Origin of the sequence: Flavobacterium foetidum (assembly GCF_004634245.1) — a bacterium.
Classification (GTDB): Bacteria; Bacteroidota; Bacteroidia; order Flavobacteriales; family Flavobacteriaceae; genus Flavobacterium; species Flavobacterium foetidum.
In genome coordinates this window covers 106,210-123,605 of sequence record NZ_SJTF01000016.1, presented here as the reverse complement: position 1 = coordinate 123,605, position 17,396 = coordinate 106,210, and the positions used below count along the sequence as shown (strand labels likewise).

Below are 17,396 nucleotides of genomic sequence, written 5' to 3'. Positions count from 1 at the left end.
TTTTCTTCGCTTGTTTCTCAAAGCGGGTGCAAAACTAGTGATTCTTTTTGTTTCCTGCAAGAAAAAACTAAAAAATTTTGAAACTTTTTTTTTCGTTTCACATTTTCGTTTTTCTCACCAGTCTATCAAGGAACTTCCCGTATTTGCGGGGTGCAAATGTAAAAGCATTTTTCAAATCTCACAAGCTTTTCCGAATCTTTTTTTTTAGAAATTTTATTTCTTCCGATTCTTGTTTCCTGTCAGTATTTCTGTGAACGTTTTTCGCTGTTGCGGGTGCAAAAGTAGGACCTTTATTTACATTTCCAACACTTTTTTTTATATTTTTTCCATGTTTTTCAAAAATTTCTCTTAACTCGCTGATAACGGATTGTTTACGATTTGTCTTTTTTCTTTAATATGTAGGATTTTTCTTTTATGATATGTGTTTTTCTCATTTCCGGACCTGTCCCGCCCCTTGATTTTGCAGAATTTTCAGCGCTCGGCATTCTTTTCTGACGAGAAACCGGGCTTTGAGATTCGCTCTTCATTCTGTTTTTTTGTTCCGCAAGGCGCAAAGCTCATCCTTTCTTGTGCTGATCTCATTACGGGACTGCCTTTCATTACGATGAATCAATCCTGAAGTCGGCTCCCCCAGCCGCAAAAGATCACTTCTCTTAATTTTTATTCCAGGCGGAGTTCGGTTAGCTTTATTTGGAGTGGATGGCGGGAAAGGGCTTATGAATTTAAACTCCGAATCTCTTAATCCATATCCCAATGGTTGCAATATATAATATGTATAAAATAAAAACCCGACTGTTTGTCGAGTTGAATTTAATTAGTCAAAGCGGATTGCTTTTACGGGTGATATTTTTGTTATTATAAAAGACGGAATGAGCAATACAAGAAAACAAATTGTAATGGTCAGCAGATTTAACAATAGTATATATACCCAGTTTAAGTAAACTGGAGCCTGGTTTACATAATAGTTCTCTGGATTAAGCTGCACCACCCCAAATTGCTGTTGAATGAGAAGCAATGAGATTCCGATTAAATTCCCCCAGAATAAACCACGAACGATTAAATAAAAAGCATTGTAAAGAAACACCTTTCGCACACTCCAATTATTGATTCCTAGTGATTTTAAAATCCCTATCATTTGCGTACGCTCCAAAATCAATACCAACAAAGCAACTACCATATTGATTGTAGCAACTAAAATCATTATAACCAAAATGATCACGATGTTAAAATCAAACAATTGGAGCCAATCAAAAATATAACTATACTTTTCAATGATTGTTTTGGTATCCAGATTTGAAGAGGTCTGCTCGTAAATCTGAATTCCTGTTTCCTTAATTTTAGCAAAATCTTTCACAAAAACTTCAAATGCTCCTATTTGATCCGGAGCCCATTTATTGATTCGCTGAATATGCCTAATATCTCCTAATATATAAGAGGCGTCAAAATCCTGAAAACCTGAATTAAAAATTCCGCAAATTTTGAAACGACGGATATTCGGCATTTTGCCTTGTTCTTCTTTTATAAAAAAGGTATTGAACTCATCCCCTATTTTCAGATTTAGCCGATTTGCCAGAAATCGAGAAATAATAACGTCTTCGTTTAGGTTTTTAGAAAAATCAGGAAGCCTGCCTTCTACGATATACTCCTTTACATTATCCCAATTGTAATCTGCTCCAACACCTTTAAAAATAATTCCCTCAAATGCATTTTCTGTTCTAATAATTCCGGCTTTGCTTGCGACTGCCTGAATATGGCTTACTTCGGGAACATTTTTGAAATTGGGATAAAAATCTTGTTTCTTAGAAATAGGAATAAGAGTAACATCAGAATTATTATTATCATAATTCGAAATAATAATCTGACCGTTAAAAGCAGAAACTTTCTCGCGTATTTTCTTCTGCAGACCAATTCCAGTGGCCACAGAAATTATCATCATAATCATACCAATCGCAATCGCAGAAATTGCAATTTTAATAATTGGCGCCGATATGCTGCTTTTATTGTCCTTAGCAGTAATAAGTCGTCTTGCTATAAAATATTCTAAATTCAAGTTGTGAGTTCTATTAATAAATAACAATTTATAATTTCAAAAATACGCTTAAAAAATCAATTAGTGCTCCAGATTCTTCTAAAGCGGTAATTTCTTTTTCATTTCTTCGACTATATTAAAAGCCGCTGGACAAATCGACACATTTTTTAGAGTCAAATCAGCTATTTGATAAAACTTCTTCCTGTCAGTATGCGGAAATTCTCGGCATGCTTTCGGTCTTACATCATAAATCATACAATAATTATCATTATCCAAAAAAGCGCAGGGAACACTTTTTAAAACATAATCCTTGTCTTCATCAATTCTCAGATATTGTTCTATAAATTGCTGTGGCTTCAGTCTGAAATGTTTTGAAATTCGTTCAATATCAGCCAATGTAAATAAAGGTCCAGTTGTCTTACAGCAATTGGCACATTGTAAACAGTCAGTTCTTCTAAATTCAGCATCATGCAGATCCTGCATTACGTAGTCTAAATTTTTAGGCTGTTTCTTTTTGAGCTTATCAAAATACTTTTTGTTTTCGATATGCTTATCTTTGGCAGACTTATTTAAGTTATTTAAAATTTGTTTCAAGTCTAAAATTTAAAGTTGAGCTGCAAAATTACACAACTTTAAACTTGAAACCTTAATCTTTGAATTAAAACGATGAAAGATCTTTTTGGGAAAGCAATATTTGATTTCCACACCCACAATACACCAGAGGACATTATTACCGAAACCTCTATTTCTGAAGAAGATGAAATGAGCGTAGAGTACCTTTTTAGGAGCTACGATGAGATGCCTTCGATAGAACAAAAAGCACTTCAACTTGCCAAAGGAAAAACATTGGATGTTGGTTGCGGCGCCGGAAGTCATGCCTTATCTCTACAAAACGAAAGAAACTTAGATGTTACAGCTATTGATATTTCTCCAAAAGCAATTGAGACCTGTCAGATGCGAGGAATCCAAAAAGCAGAGGTGAAAAATATTTTAGATTATGAAGGTGAAAAATTTGATACTATTTTGCTCTTAATGAACGGAACCGGAATTTTCGGAAAACTCAAAAACTGTAACAATTATTTATCTAAGCTAAAATCGCTTTTAAATCCGGAAGGACAGATTCTAATCGACAGTTCGGATATTATATATATGTTTGATGAAGATGAAGACGGAGGCAAATGGATTCCCTCTGATAATGATTATTATGGAGAACTTGAATTTACAATTTCATACAAAGGAGAAAAGGAAGAATCTTTTGATTGGCTCTATCTTGATTACAACACGCTTCAAAATGCTGCAATTGCAAACGGATTGAAATGCGAATTGATTTTAGAAGGAGAACATTACGATTATTTAGCAAAACTTTCCATTTAAATAACGACCAAATGACAGAACTAGATTTAGAAAAACTAAAATATCCAATTGGGAAGTTCACCGCTCCTGAAAATTATTCTTCCAATTACATTGAAGAAAAAATCGTTGAAATTGAGACTTTCCCAAACAGGCTAGAAAAAGAGGTAATGCATTTAACTGACGAACAATTGGACACACCATACCGCCCTGGCGGATGGACAGTAAGACAAGTAATTCATCATTGCGCTGAAAGCCATATGAACTGTTTCATCAGAATAAAATGGGCTTTGACCGAAAACAATCCTGTTATTAAAGCTTACGATGAAGTTTTATGGGCAGAACTACCTGATGATTTAAAAATGCCGATTGAACCCACCTTGAATCTACTAAAGGGACTTCATGCACGTTTGGCCTTTCTTATGCGTAATTTAACAGAATCAGATTTAGAAAAGACTTTTGTTCATCCTTCTGATAATTCTGAAAATAAAATCAAAAAAATCATTGGCTCTTACGCTTGGCACGGAAATCATCATCTGGCGCATATCACTAGCTTAAAAAAACACAAAAACTGGCAGTAAATAATCTGATTACTTTTTACACAGCTGTTTCTTATTGAAACAAAAAATCTCTTCACGTGAAGAGATTTTTTGTCTTAAGGTATATTCAAATATTTATGAGTCTGGAGCGAAACCCTCCATTTCGGATTATTCATAACATAATCTACAATGAGCGGTGTCATTTCTTCTTTTTTACTCCATTCTGGCTGTAAAAACAAAATAGCATTATCATTTACTAATTCTGCCTGTTCCTCAGCAAATATAAAATCATGTTTATTATAAATAATCACTTTTAACTCGTCCGCATTATCATAAACTGTTTGAGTAGGTAATTTGTTCTTTTTGGGAGAAAGACAAATCCAATCCCAGATACCTGATAATTCAAAAGCACCAGAAGTCTCAATATGCACTTTAAGGTTTTTCTCCTTCAATCTATTTGTTAAAAGCGTCATATCCCAAGACAAAGGCTCTCCTCCTGTCACAACAACCGTATCGGCATATTTAGCAGCGTTTTCGACAATTAAATCAATACTTGTTGGTGGATGAATCTCAGCATTCCAGCTTTCTTTCACATCACACCAGTGACACCCAACATCACATCCTCCAATTCTAATAAAATAAGCAGCTCTTCCCGTATGCGAACCTTCTCCTTGAATGGTGTAAAATTCTTCCATCAAAGGAAGCATAGCTCCTTTATTTACTTCTAATTGTATTTCTTTTGATAACATTACTTCATTTTAAAGTGCAAAGATAGTCAATAAAATACGGAACAAAAAAACCGGTAGTTTTTTGAACTACCGGTTTCTTTATATTACTTAAAAATCTAAATTATTTTAAAGATTTTAAAGATTGTGCTGCATAAGTATTAGCAGGGTCTAAAACTAAAGTTTTATTGAAATACTCAATTGCTTTAGCTTTGTCTGTATTGGCATAAGCCGCTGCGATTGAATTGTAAGACTCAACTATTTTTTTTACTGTAGCAGGTTTAGCCAATTCTTCTGCGCCTTTTGCAGTAGTTTTAGCAACATATTCCTCGTAGTTTTTGATAATTAAATCGTCTTTATCCAACAAACTGTTGATTCTTCCTTTGTAAAGATAAGCCTCATCATATGTAGGAGAAGCAACTAAGATTTTATCAAAAGTAGCATCAGCAGCCTCTAAAGCAGCTTTATCACGAGTTTCAGCAGTTTTTCCTGCATTACCATAATAAATAGAAATTCCGTAGTAAACAGAATCATCTAGATAATTTTTAGATTCTTTGTTGCTAGTTCCAATCTCAAAGATAGCTGCCGCTTGAGCATATTGTTTTTTACCAAACAAAGCTTTACCAAAATCAGCTAATTCCTCAGCAATTAGAGGATCCATTTCAACTCCTTTTTTAATATCTGCAACACCAGCATCAAAAGCAGCTTGCTCTACAGTACCGTCTGCAGCTGTTCCTTTTTTAATTTTTGCAAGACCTAAATACAAGTAATCTCTTCCAATTACTTTATTTCCTGGCGCTTTCATGTAATCTTCAATAGACTTTATAGCTACATCAACATTTCCGTTTTCGTAAGCAGCATAACCTAAATATCTGAAGATTCTAGGGTTAACTTTATCCTGAGCAATCATTTTGTTGGCAACAACTTCTAAGTTTTTGTAATCTTTTACTAAAACCAAGAAATCTGCGTGACGCATTTTTGAATCAAGAGAGTAATCTGTTAAACTTAAATACTTCTCATAATTTGTAATTGCATTCTGCAAATTAACTTTCGAGGTAGAAGGCTTGTTTCTTGCCCACTTGTAATACGTTTCAGCAAGCTCTCTGTAGACAGGTCCATAGTTAGCATCTAAAGCGATAACTTCATTAAACGATTTAATTGCCTCATCATAAGATTTAGCATTCTTCAATAAAACACCAGATTGCATTTTGGCTCTTAACAAAGTATTGTCAGCGGCAAACGCATCACGGTACGCTTTATAAGCATCGTTTTGATTGTTTGCTCCGAAGTAAGCATCTCCTATAGCTAAAAGTGCTTGAGCATTTTGCGGCTCAACAGCCAATGCGCGCTGTAAAACTGCAATCGCATTTTTGTAATCTGGATTTTCAGAGTTCATATAAGCTCTACCGATGTAAATAAATTCATTTACATCTTTACGCTTCATATCTTTTGTCGCTAAAGTAAAATTAGCTTGAGCTGCAGCTGTATTTTTCGCATCTAGATCTAATTGTCCTAAACCAATATAGTTTAAATTCTTTTTGTCTGATGCCTGTAATCCATTATCGAAATAAATTTTCGCAGAATCAGCTACAGATTGATTTAGATAAACAGTTCCTAAAACAAAATTTGCCTCACCATCAGAAGGTTTTGCTTTGATGATTGATTTAAGAAGCGTCTTTGCTTTTTCGAATTGTTCAGCATCAATTGCTTTTTTTGCTTGATTGATGTCTTGCGCTTGTGCTACAGTAGCTGACGCAGCTAAGGCAAGACTAAAAATTTTAAATTTATTCATCTTCTATAATAATTAATTATTCTTTAACCTTTATAATTTCGTTTCTAATCTTAAGTTTTCTGCTAGGCACTTTATAAGGCAACAGTCCTGACTTAAGAACTATTCTTTGTCCTATCTCTCCAGCAATAAACGAAGAGAATCCCATACCCAATCCTGTATAGCCTTGACAGTTAATGATAAACAAATCACGTGCCAAAGGATATTTCTCTTCTGCCAGATCATTTTGAGTCGGACTGTAATAGGTGTTGTCGTTTAAGCCTTTAACGCTTAAAACATTTATTTTCTTAATAATATCCGCCATATTGGCCGAAGGCTGTGAAAGCCAGTTTACGCCAACAATACCAATCATTCCCTCATTTTCTGAAACAAACTTAATTACTTCATCATTTGTTTTGAATGAAAAAACGCCAGTACTCGGAATATCTTTTACCTTGGCCAATTCTTTCATGTATCGGACTGTACTTGAGTTTGGATTATCAAAAACCAAACCTTTAATTCTTGAATCCGACTTGCCTTGCATGAAATCAACCACAGTTTTCAACGCAATTAAAGTATCATTATTGCTTTTGCTTGAAATTAAAGCTACCGCATCTTTAGCAAAAGGCGTAACCCTTGGTTTGATCTTCAGTTTTTCAAATCTTTCCAGCTCTTCCTTAGTTAAGTCTCTTGCAGTAACCACAACCTTAGTCTTTTGATTGAGCAGATCATTTATAACTTCAGCTTCAGATTTAGGTTTTATGCTGATTTTTGCATCATAGTAAGTTCCTTCAAAAACAGCAACCTGATCATCCACAATTGGTTTTACGGTTTCGTCAACAGTAACATCAATTGCTCCTTTTAAAATGGTTTCATTTCCAGTTTCATTCTTGCTTTTTTGGTTACACATTGCAAACAAAAAGACAAAAACTATCAAAACTATCGCCTTACTATATTTAAACATACTTATTAGTCCTTAGAATTAATTAATCTCAAAAATCGTATTCCTGAATAAACAATCAGCAGAATGCCGAAAGCATATCTGTATTTTGGTTCCATGTTAAGAGGAAGCTTTTCCCAAAACATAATCATTAAACCGAGTACAAGATAAATCAAAAAAAACAGTATTCCTAAAACAAGAAGAAATCGCTCTTTGAGCGATTTCTTCTGAATATTATTAAGCATATCTTTTAACATTATTCTGCAGATTGAATAGTAATAGGCAGAGAGTAAAGAACCCTAACTTTTTTACCATTTTGCTCGCCGGGAGTCCATTTTGGACATTTTTTAAGAACACGAATTGCTTCTGCTCCCGTACCGTAACCGATATCCCTTAAAACTTTAATGTCGGTTAATGAACCGTCTTTTTCAACTACAAACGTAACGTAAACTTTACCTTTTAAACCTTCTTCTTCTGGAGTTTTGTAGTTATTTCCTACGAATTTGTAGAATTTCTCAATTCCTCCAGGGAAATCTGGTTTTACCTCGATACCAGCTGTGTTATATACTTGGTTATCTTCTTCTACTACTTGAGAAACTGGCCCTGTACCTACTGGTTCATCTACAGTTAAAACTGCATCCGGGTCTCCTTTGATAGTTTGATCACCAACTTTTTTGTCTTTCAAATCCACAATTTTTGGTGGATCTTCAGTAACTTCCTCAGCCTTCGCAACCACAGGTTTTACGAATTTTACCTGATCCACTTTTGGTGGTGGCGGTGGCGGTGGTGGTTGATTTGGTTTAATTTCCTCTTTTTTAGGAGGTAATTTTACCGTTGCAATCTTAATATCCTTGTTCTCTTCTACTTCAGTAGATTCTGGCAAAAGACTTGCAATAAGAGGAGCTGCAATTGCAAAGCTAAAGATAATCGAACCGATAACTAATGCTTTCACAGTAGTTTTTCCGTTTGACTTTCTCAGTTCATATGCACCATATATCTTATTACGTCCTTCGAATACGATATCAAGCCACTGATTTTTTATAATATCTAATTTCATATCTCTTGATTTTTAGTTGGCAAATTAAGACTACTCTTAGTTTTTCTCCGCCAATTTTGTTTCCTCTGGTGTAAATTCAGGAACAATCGCATAAGTATCTACTCCAGTAATCGCCATTTCATCCAAAATGTCTACCAAATTACGATAATTTGATTTTTTTGTTGGTTTGATAATTACGATTATTCCTTTTCCTGGATTGCCTTTAGCTGCAGAATAAGCCAAAACATTTTGTTTTTGTTTTAACAATTCTCTACGGATACCGTCTTTACCATAAGCAATATCTTTAGGTCCTACTTTTGGAGCTTCCAACAATCCCATATAATATGTCATTTTATTGTCAGCTTTAAGCATTACCGTCATTGTACGATTCTCATCTACCTTCGTTTCATCTTTTTTTGTCTCGTCAGGATTCTTATCAGGCAAAGACAAATCCATCGATTGAGGCTTTGACAGCGAAGTAGTCAACATAAAGAACGTGATCAATAAGAAAGCCAAATCCACCATTGCCGTTAAATCGACTTTAGAGCTTTGCTTTTTACTTCTTACTTTACCACCGTTTTTGCCACCACCACCGTCGCCGGTATTTAATTCAGCCATTTTAGTGTATATTTTTTAGTTAAAAGTCTTTTCCTCTCATACCTGTAACTAAGTTAAAGGAATTGATTTTTTGATCTTGCAAAATATCCATAATTTTTTTAATTCTTGGATATTCTTCTTTAGCGTCTCCTTTAATTGCAATCTGCAATTCTTTTGTTCCTCCGCTCAGGTCAATAGTTGCTCTTCTCGAAATAAGAAGCCAATCTTTTAATTGGTTATCTAATGAATCGATTGGAATTCCACCTTGATTTGCTTTGGTTCTGTCCGCTGCTTTCATTTCAATGATTGACTTTAAACCTGTAATCGGCACACCAAAATCATCCATTAATGCAAATTTGTTTTGTTCGTCCTCAGTAAAAGTCAGACCGTATTTAGCACCCATACCTTCAAGAGTCTTTTTACGAGTCTCTCTACCTTTGATGTCAAAAAACACTTTTCCTTTACCTACTGTAATAATTGCCAAATCAGAATCTGGTAATTTACTTTGTACAGTAGATGATGGCGTGTCTACAGGAAGTGCCTCTGGCACTTTAGCAGTAGCGGTCAAAATAAAGAACGTTAGCAAAAGGAATGCAACATCACACATCGCAGTCATATCTGTCGATGTAGACTTTTTTTTCATTTTTATTTTAGCCATTATCTTTTATTTTATTTTTTTGATAGTACTATCAAAAATTAATTATTGTCTTAAGCTTCCTCTGAATTTTCTGTAAGTATTAACGATAGTAGTACCAGCCTCATCGATAGAGTAAGTTAAATCGTCAATTTTAGCAGTAAAGAAGTTGTAAGAGATAATCGCTAATACAGAAGTAGAGATACCTGTTGCAGTGTTGATAAGCGCCTCAGAGATACCTGTTGCAAGAGCAGCTTGGTCTGGAGTACCAGCAGAAGCTAACGCACCAAACGCTTTAATCATACCTGATACAGTTCCTAATAATCCTCCTAATGTACCTAAAGATACTAAAGTAGAGATAATAGTCATGTTTTTCTCTAACATTGGCATTTCTAATGAAGTTGCCTCTTCGATTTCTTTGTGGATTACTTCAGAAGCTTCTTCACTATTGAATCCTTCTTTTTTAACATCCTGATATTTAATTAAAGCAGATTTAATTGCATTTGCAACAGAACCTTGTTGTTTGTCGCAAGAAGCGATAGCAGCTTCGATGTTTCCTTCTTTAATGCTTCCTTGAACATTTTTCATGAATGTATCTAAATTTGCTTTTCCAGCAGCTTTAGAGATAACGATAAATCTTTCGATAGAAAAAACAACAACCATTAAAAACATACCTAATAATGCTGGTACAATGAAACCTCCTTTATATACCATCCCTAAAGTATTGATTGGGTGACCTGTTTCCGGATTCCCACCTTCAAAGTTAGCAGGAGAACCCATCACGAATTTCCAAATTATAAACCCAACTAAGATACACGCTACAATAATGATCCCTGTAATCATTCCTCCCCCATTTGAAGTGCTCTCTTTTTTAACTTTAACGTTTGCCATTTTTTTTAAATTTTAATAGTTTTAAATAATTTTTATTTTTTAGTTATATTTAACTTGTAGAGGAGCAAATTTATACGTTTAGTTTAAATAAAAAAACTTTTTTTAATTTAATTGACCGAAATTTAACTTCAATTTAAAAAATATCTCATTAAATTGCCGACATCATTTTTTAGATAAAACAAAAAAAAGGACGATAATTAGAAAAATTACAACGTTTTAGTAAATATTCAAAGATTCCATTGATATCTTCTTAAAAAGCTGAGAATTTTTTTTTTATTAATTTTTCAATCAAAAAAGGCTTTTTCTTACTAAAAAAAACCACATAAAAACACCACTAAAATCAAGCAATAATCTTATAATCATCTAAATTACAAATAAAAAAATGAATAAAAAAGATAATTTTATCGAGCACATAAACAATGGATATACAGCCAAAGGCGATACTATAACCCTGGGCGGTGCAATTTTAGATGGTGAGGCCGTGACACAAGCCCCTGTAAGGATTCCGCTAAAAACGCTCAACCGTCACGGGCTTATTGCGGGAGCAACCGGAACGGGAAAAACAAAAACAATTCAGGTGTTTTCTGAGCAATTGTCTAATGCCGGAATTCCCGTACTGATGATGGACATAAAAGGAGATTTTAGCGGTATTGCAAAAAAAGGAAAAGAGGAGGGTTTTATTACTGAGCGCCATGCTAAAATAAACATACCTTATAATGTATCTTCTTTTCCGGTCGAGCTTATGTCTTTGTCAAAACAAAACGGAGTGCGCCTCCGCGCTACTGTTTCGGAATTTGGACCGGTTCTGTTTTCAAGAATTCTAGACCTTAATGACACGCAGGCTGGCGTTGTTGCTGTAATCTTTAAGTATTGTGATGACAAACAGATGCCCCTTCTGGATTTGAAAGACATCAAAAAAGTTATCAACTATATTACCGAAGAGGGCAAAGAAGAAATTACGGCCAATTACGGTAAAATATCAACTTCGACAACCGGCACTATTTTGCGAAAAATCATTGAGCTTGAACAACAGGGCGGTGATTTGTTTTTTGGCGAATTGTCTTTTGAAACCGACGATTTAATGCGAATTGACGAAAACGGCAAAGGTTACGTCAATATCATCCGCTTGACGGATATTCAAGATAAGCCAAAATTGTTCTCTACTTTTATGTTAAGCCTTTTGGCGGAAATCTACCAAAAGATGCCTGAAAAAGGAGATGCAGCTCAACCTGAATTAGTGATTTTTATAGACGAAGCTCATTTGATTTTTAATGAAGCCAGCAAAGCTTTGTTAGAACAAATTGAAACGATTGTAAAACTGATACGTTCTAAAGGCGTGGGTGTTTATTTTGTGACACAAAACCCAATGGACGTTCCGAGTGGTGTTCTGGCTCAATTGGGATTAAAAATACAACATGCTTTAAGAGCCTTTACGGCAAATGACCGTCAGGCAATTAAGAAAACAGCCGACAACTATCCAACTTCTGAATATTATAAAACAGATGAATTGCTAACAAGCCTAGGAATTGGTGAAGCTCTCGTAACTGCTCTTAACGAAAAAGGCGTGCCAACTCCTCTTGTGGCTACAATGATGCGTGCTCCTCAGAGCAGAATGGATATTTTGACTGATTCTGAAATCGAAGAAATAAACAGCAAATCTAAACTGGTAAAAAAATACAGCGAAGAAATCGATCGAGAAAGCGCTTATGAAATACTTACCAAAAAAATTGATGAAGCGACTCAAACCGCGGCAGAACAAGAACAACAAGCACCAACCAGATCATCTAAAGCCGAACCAAGCACCACAGAAGTAGTTACCAAATCGGTTTTAAAAGTGGTAACGAGCGCTACCTTTATAAGAGGAGTTTTTGGGGTTTTGTCAAAATTTATGAAAAGCAAATAAAAACAAACCACATAAATGAGATAAGTTCATTTAATCCTACCTATCTATTACTAAACAGACCCGGCAGATTTGAAACTGTCGGGTTTGTTATTATACAAAAGTTTTATGTTTACTTATAGGGTTCAGAAAAAAATTAAGCTTGTTGCAACAATGCTAGAATTTTGTTTTCAACTTCTGGGCCATTCCAGATATTTTCAATATTTTCCATTCGAAGGACTTCTTCCATGATTCCGTTCTGATAATCTCCAATCGCCAAAGCTTCTGCATACGGACGGTCGCTGAAAGTAACGCGGCTGTAAAGCGGAATCCATTTGTCTGGATGCTTATCAGAGAATACTTTTTCTATTTTCTTTTGCAATAAGAATTTTTCATCTGCAGTTTTGGTGCTCATTTCCATAAAATTTCGATACGATAGTTCTGCAATTGCGTCGGCATTGGGTTTGCGTGAAATCTGATATTCTGTAAAGATTTTTTTCCAGTCGTCTCCGTATTTTTGAATCATTTCGTTCAAAACCGTAATATCCTCAAAACCAGCATTCATTCCTTGACCGTAAAAAGGTACAATTGCGTGGCAAGCATCTCCGATAAGAGCAATCTTGTTTTCGTATGTCCACGGGAAACATTTCATGGTAACCAGCGTACTGGTTGGATTTTTAAAGAAATCGTTTGCCAATTCCGGAATTACCTCAATTGAATCTGGGAAATTTTTCTCGAAGAAATTTTCAACCATTTTTCGGTCCGTCAACGATTCAAAAGAGTTTTCTCCTTCAAAAGGCATAAACAAAGTACAGGTAAAACTTCCGTCAAGATTTGGAAGGGCAATAAGCATATATTCGCCCCTTGGCCAGATATGGAAAGAATTTTTATCTAATTTATGGCTTCCGTCTGCATTTGCTGGAATATTCAACTCTTTGTAACCCATATTTAAAAATTCCTGTGAATAATTAAACATGCTCTGGCGCTGCATTCTGTGGCGGATTCTCGAAAAAGCTCCATCGGCACCAAAAACCATATCGTATTTCAGTTCTTCCCACTCTCCTCTTTCGGTTTCGCCGATGTGTAAGGTAGCATCACTCAGTGTTACGTCCCAGATTTTTTGCTCAAAATAAAACTCAGCTCCAGCATTTTCGGCCAAATCTATCATTTTTCGGTTGAGTGTTCCTCTGGAAATTGAGTAGATAGACTCTCCCTCCTGACCGTAATTCTGAAAATTGAGTTTATCCACTAAATGAATAGCGCGTTTGTCCATCGGAATAGCGATTTCGCGTACAGCATCACCTACGCCAACTCCGTCAAGCGCCTTCCAGCCACGGTTTGACATCGCTAAATTAATAGAACGTCCTGAAAAATTTATTTTACGAATATCAGGACTACGATCATAAACATGAACGGTATGGCCTGCTTTTTTAAGATAAATTGCCAAAAGCGATCCAACTAATCCAGAACCGACAACGGCAATTTTTAATGAAGTCTGCATCAACGAAAATATAATAATAAGATTGTAAAAATAAGTAATAAAACCACAAGACCTTAAAAATAAAGGAAATATTTGCCTCTTTTCGTCAGATTTATCAGGGCATGTCCCCGCTTCCCGAAGCCTCGGGAGCGGGGTCGGGCTATTTGCTATATCTTTTGTGCCGAACCCCGGCACAAAAGGATACCGCTCCTATCCCTCATGCAGACTCGTTTTCAGCACAAGGATCATTTTTATATAATTAAATACCAGCGCACAAATTATCACCACATTTTATGAATATTAAGTACTTTAGCTTGTAAATTAACCAGCCCAAAACCTTATGAAACTAAGTACAGAAATAAAGTATTTATCAAACAAAAAAAATATCCTTTTCATCGTTTTCTCTCTACTGCTTATTGTTTCGTGGATGCTGCTTTGCATAAAAATAGACCGAGAACATGACCGAGGTTTATTGACATCTTTTGGATACTGCTGTATTTTCTCTTTTATTTTGGTCACTTTTTTTTCTAATAATAAGATTACTGATTTTTTTACATTATTTATTGCCTTATTTGTTTCCTGCTTTATTGTACTTATAACTTTTATGCTTTCTTTAATGCTTTCTATTTTTATAGGCTGGTTTGCAATTGTGCTTCCCTCAGTAGCAACAGGATTTCTTATATTTTACACTATTAGGCTATTAGTCTCTTTTTCCGACAATAAAACAGCTTTTTGGACCATAACTTTAATGCCTATAATTACGGCACTAATTTTTATTGTTCTTTCAAAGTTTCTCGATGACATAATCCTGCATGAATTGGGAATTGGTTTTTCTATTTCCATTTATCTTAGCTTAATTATAATAAGTATTGCTGTTCTTTGTAGAGAGAATAACACTAAAGAAGAAACCGAAAACCTTTAATTGTATATATGAACCTTTATTCAGAACATTATGTATCGCCAAAATCTGAAAGATTTGTCAGTAAGATTTGGTGTCTGGATAACAGCTTGGGCGAAGATCTTATCGAAAACAAACTGGTTTTGCCAAACGGCTGTTTTAATCTCGCAATTGTTCGTGGTAATGCTATTGAAGTGCATACCAGCAAAAAGAAGTACGAAATGAATGAAGGTTTTTATTTTTGTTCGCAAATGACCAACAAGGTTTTGGTTAACATTGGGCCTCAAACAAAAGTTACCATAATTCAGCTCCACGCTTGGACGCTTTCGATTTTTCCTCAATACGATTTGAGCAATTTTACCGATTCTATTCTTAAAATTGATGCTTCACAATTACCGTTAAAAATCAGTCACAAAGATTCTGTTGAAACGATTTTAAAAACTATAAATGTTTATTTTGAGGAAATAGCCAATTTAAATCCGGCCCCAAATACTATCGAAAAAGTCTGCGAAATAATCAGGTTAAGCGAGGATGAAATGGCAGTTTCTGAAATCGTAAAAACATTAAATTCCTCGCAGCGACTGATTCAAATCAAATTTAAATCGGCAACCGGACTTACTATAAAAAAGTACATTCAGATCTTGCAATTCAGAAAATCTATCGATCAAATGATAGATACCGATACCGAAAAAAGAAGTCTAACCGAAATTGCACTCTACAATAAATACTTTGACCAGTCACATTTTATCAGAAAATTCAAAGATGTGACTAAGACGACTCCCAAAACATTCAATCCCGATTCCTATTTTCTTTCGAAGAAAAGGTGAAATTTCGCTTTTGTACAATTTTTACAATACAGCCTACAGTATTTTTGCCATACGTTTAATTTAGTTTTTAACACATAGAAACAAGATTTTTGAACACTCTTTAAAGTGTACCTCCTATTACGAAATCTATGCAGTCGTGTTACATTTCACGCTACGTTTCTATGTGTTAATTAATTACATTTAAAAATTCAATCAATCATAAAATCAATCAATCAATCAATCACAAAATGAAATTCATCAATCTAGTTTTAAAAATCAGGATTGTACTTGCAGCAGTACTTCTCTTTCAAACTCAAAACGGTTTTTCGCAAGAAAACAAACAATCAGAATTGTACAAAACCATCATGTTGCAAGACAGTTTGTTGTTTAATATCAGTTTTAACACTTGCAACATCAAACAATTTGAAGACTTGACTTCTGACGATTTTGAGTTTTTTCACGACAAAGACAGTATTTCAGACAAAAAAAGATTTCTTGAAACATTTAAAAAAGGGTTATGCGCTTCGCCAGAAACTTACCAATCCCGAAGAGAATTGGTAGAAGGAAGCTCCGAAATATACCCTCTTTACAAAAAAGGAGTGTTGTACGGCGCCATACAAACTGGAGTTCATCGTTTTTATGAAACCTCAAAAGGAAAATCGGAGCAATTTGCCAGCACCGCTAAATTCACCCACGTTTGGCTTTTAAAAAACAAAATCTGGAAATTATCACGAGCACTTAGCTATGATCATCAGACCGTAAATACGCCTGGAAAACAAACAGGAGTTTTGGATAGTGATTCTGAAACGGAAAAATGGCTCCAAAAAAATAATATTCCCGCATTGGGAATCGGAATTATTTCTGAAGGAAAACTTAAACAGATAAAGGTTTTTGGTGAAACAAAAAAAGGAACATCGGCACCTTACAATACGATTTGGAATGTAGCATCATTAACAAAACCAATCACCGCTTATGTTACCTTAAAATTAGTTAGTCAAGGAAAATGGGATTTAGACGAACCTTTACATAAATACTGGACTGATCCTGACATTGCAAATGATGCGAATCATAAATTATTAACGACAAGAATTATTTTAAGCCATCAGACAGGTTTTCCGAATTGGAGATACATGAACGAATCTGGAAAACTGGATTTCAAGTTTAAACCCGGAACCAAATATCAATATTCTGGCGAAGGTTTTGAATATTTGAGAAAAGCGCTCGAAAAGAAATTCAATAAAAAACTAGAACAACTAGCAGATGAATTGGTTTTTAAGCCTTTAAAAATGACTGATTCGCAACTAGTATGGAATGATAAAATCGATTTTTCGAGATTTGCAATTGGTTATGATGCCAAAGGAAATGAATACGAGCCTACCAAAAATAAAACCGCCAATGCAGCCGATGATCTGACTACGACACTTTCAGATTATGGAACTTTCTTATGCAGTTTAATGAATGGCGATGGCTTAAGTCCAAAAATTATTCAGGAACTGAATACGCATCAGATTCAGACTAAAAAAGACAAATATTTTGGGTTGGGTTTTGAAATTTATGATTTCGGAAATGGCGAATATGCTTTATCTCATGGAGGTGCAGACACAGGCGTGCAGACACTAGCTTTTATACTTCCGAAAACAAAAGAAGGACTGCTCATTTTTACAAATGTCGACGATGGTTATAAAATTTATGAAAAGGTCATAACACATTATTTAGGAGAAAATGGAAAAAAATTGATTGAGATCGAAACCAAATGAAAAATGAGTCGTCTAAGATTTTAAAGAAGCTGATTGCTATTCGGCAAAAAATCGTAATTTCGATTTA

General features: G+C 34.8%; 18 protein-coding genes. 6 read left to right on the top strand and 12 right to left on the bottom strand.

What is annotated here, in order from left to right; all coding sequences use genetic code 11:
- Positions 1 to 371 precede the first annotated feature (371 nt).
- From E0W73_RS21495 to E0W73_RS18645, 3 genes are all read right to left on the bottom strand, one after another.
- On the bottom strand, positions 372 to 527 hold the full coding sequence (locus E0W73_RS21495; protein ID WP_162847730.1) for a hypothetical protein: 156 nt from the start codon (positions 525 to 527) through the stop codon (positions 372 to 374).
- A 287-nt stretch (positions 528 to 814) separates the two neighbouring features.
- Positions 815 to 2,050 (bottom strand): ABC transporter permease, encoded by a 1,236-nt coding sequence (locus E0W73_RS18650; RefSeq protein WP_135223551.1) that lies wholly within the window; start codon positions 2,048 to 2,050, stop codon positions 815 to 817.
- A 78-nt stretch (positions 2,051 to 2,128) separates the two neighbouring features.
- Positions 2,129 to 2,623 carry a YkgJ family cysteine cluster protein gene (locus E0W73_RS18645; protein WP_135223550.1) on the bottom strand — a complete coding sequence of 165 codons (495 nt, stop codon included), beginning with the start codon at positions 2,621 to 2,623 and terminating at the stop codon, positions 2,129 to 2,131.
- Between the two features lie 72 nt (positions 2,624 to 2,695).
- Between E0W73_RS18645 and E0W73_RS18640 the strand changes: the two genes are divergently transcribed.
- Positions 2,696 to 3,403: a class I SAM-dependent methyltransferase gene (locus E0W73_RS18640; protein ID WP_135223549.1), complete on the top strand. Its 708-nt coding sequence runs from the start codon at positions 2,696 to 2,698 to the stop codon at positions 3,401 to 3,403.
- A gap of 11 nt (positions 3,404 to 3,414) precedes the next feature.
- Positions 3,415 to 3,960 (top strand): YfiT family bacillithiol transferase, encoded by a 546-nt coding sequence (locus tag E0W73_RS18635; protein WP_135223548.1) that lies wholly within the window; start codon positions 3,415 to 3,417, stop codon positions 3,958 to 3,960.
- Between the two features lie 74 nt (positions 3,961 to 4,034).
- On the opposite strand, the gene E0W73_RS18630 is transcribed toward E0W73_RS18635, so the two are convergent.
- From E0W73_RS18630 to E0W73_RS18595, 8 genes are all read right to left on the bottom strand, one after another.
- A complete protein-coding gene (locus E0W73_RS18630; protein WP_135223547.1) occupies positions 4,035 to 4,667 on the bottom strand; it encodes a 7-carboxy-7-deazaguanine synthase QueE in 633 nt (210 codons plus the stop codon).
- 100 nt (positions 4,668 to 4,767) lie between these two features.
- Positions 4,768 to 6,435: a tetratricopeptide repeat protein gene (locus E0W73_RS18625; RefSeq protein WP_135223546.1), complete on the bottom strand. Its 1,668-nt coding sequence runs from the start codon at positions 6,433 to 6,435 to the stop codon at positions 4,768 to 4,770.
- A 16-nt stretch (positions 6,436 to 6,451) separates the two neighbouring features.
- Positions 6,452 to 7,375 (bottom strand): PstS family phosphate ABC transporter substrate-binding protein, encoded by a 924-nt coding sequence (locus tag E0W73_RS18620; protein WP_135223545.1) that lies wholly within the window; start codon positions 7,373 to 7,375, stop codon positions 6,452 to 6,454.
- A gap of 5 nt (positions 7,376 to 7,380) precedes the next feature.
- Positions 7,381 to 7,608, bottom strand: a complete 228-nt coding sequence (locus E0W73_RS21620) for a hypothetical protein (protein WP_135223544.1) — start codon at positions 7,606 to 7,608, stop codon at positions 7,381 to 7,383.
- Complete coding sequence (locus tag E0W73_RS18610) at positions 7,608 to 8,408, bottom strand: energy transducer TonB (protein ID WP_135223543.1); 801 nt, start codon at positions 8,406 to 8,408, stop codon at positions 7,608 to 7,610. Before E0W73_RS18610 ends, E0W73_RS21620 begins: the two co-directional genes overlap by 1 nt.
- 36 nt (positions 8,409 to 8,444) lie before the next feature.
- Positions 8,445 to 9,005 carry an ExbD/TolR family protein gene (locus E0W73_RS18605; RefSeq protein WP_135223542.1) on the bottom strand — a complete coding sequence of 187 codons (561 nt, stop codon included), beginning with the start codon at positions 9,003 to 9,005 and terminating at the stop codon, positions 8,445 to 8,447.
- A gap of 19 nt (positions 9,006 to 9,024) precedes the next feature.
- Positions 9,025 to 9,642 carry an ExbD/TolR family protein gene (locus tag E0W73_RS18600; protein ID WP_135223541.1) on the bottom strand — a complete coding sequence of 206 codons (618 nt, stop codon included), beginning with the start codon at positions 9,640 to 9,642 and terminating at the stop codon, positions 9,025 to 9,027.
- A 42-nt stretch (positions 9,643 to 9,684) separates the two neighbouring features.
- Complete coding sequence (locus tag E0W73_RS18595) at positions 9,685 to 10,509, bottom strand: MotA/TolQ/ExbB proton channel family protein (protein WP_135223540.1); 825 nt, start codon at positions 10,507 to 10,509, stop codon at positions 9,685 to 9,687.
- A gap of 382 nt (positions 10,510 to 10,891) precedes the next feature.
- On the opposite strand from E0W73_RS18595, the gene E0W73_RS18590 reads away from it, so the two are divergent.
- A complete protein-coding gene (locus E0W73_RS18590) occupies positions 10,892 to 12,412 on the top strand; it encodes a helicase HerA-like domain-containing protein (RefSeq protein WP_135223539.1) in 1,521 nt (506 codons plus the stop codon).
- Between the two features lie 133 nt (positions 12,413 to 12,545).
- Here E0W73_RS18590 and E0W73_RS18585 read toward each other — a convergent pair whose 3' ends face one another.
- On the bottom strand, positions 12,546 to 13,889 hold the full coding sequence (locus E0W73_RS18585) for an FAD-dependent oxidoreductase (protein ID WP_135223538.1): 1,344 nt from the start codon (positions 13,887 to 13,889) through the stop codon (positions 12,546 to 12,548).
- A gap of 319 nt (positions 13,890 to 14,208) precedes the next feature.
- On the opposite strand from E0W73_RS18585, the gene E0W73_RS18580 reads away from it, so the two are divergent.
- From E0W73_RS18580 to E0W73_RS18570, 3 genes are all read left to right on the top strand, one after another.
- Entirely contained in the window at positions 14,209 to 14,790 is a 582-nt protein-coding gene (locus tag E0W73_RS18580) for a hypothetical protein (RefSeq protein WP_135223537.1), read from the top strand.
- An 8-nt stretch (positions 14,791 to 14,798) separates the two neighbouring features.
- Positions 14,799 to 15,593: a helix-turn-helix domain-containing protein gene (locus E0W73_RS18575; protein WP_135223536.1), complete on the top strand. Its 795-nt coding sequence runs from the start codon at positions 14,799 to 14,801 to the stop codon at positions 15,591 to 15,593.
- Between the two features lie 227 nt (positions 15,594 to 15,820).
- Positions 15,821 to 17,329, top strand: coding sequence for a serine hydrolase (locus tag E0W73_RS18570; RefSeq protein WP_135223535.1), 1,509 nt, complete (start codon positions 15,821 to 15,823; stop codon positions 17,327 to 17,329).
- Positions 17,330 to 17,396: the final 67 nt, after the last annotated feature.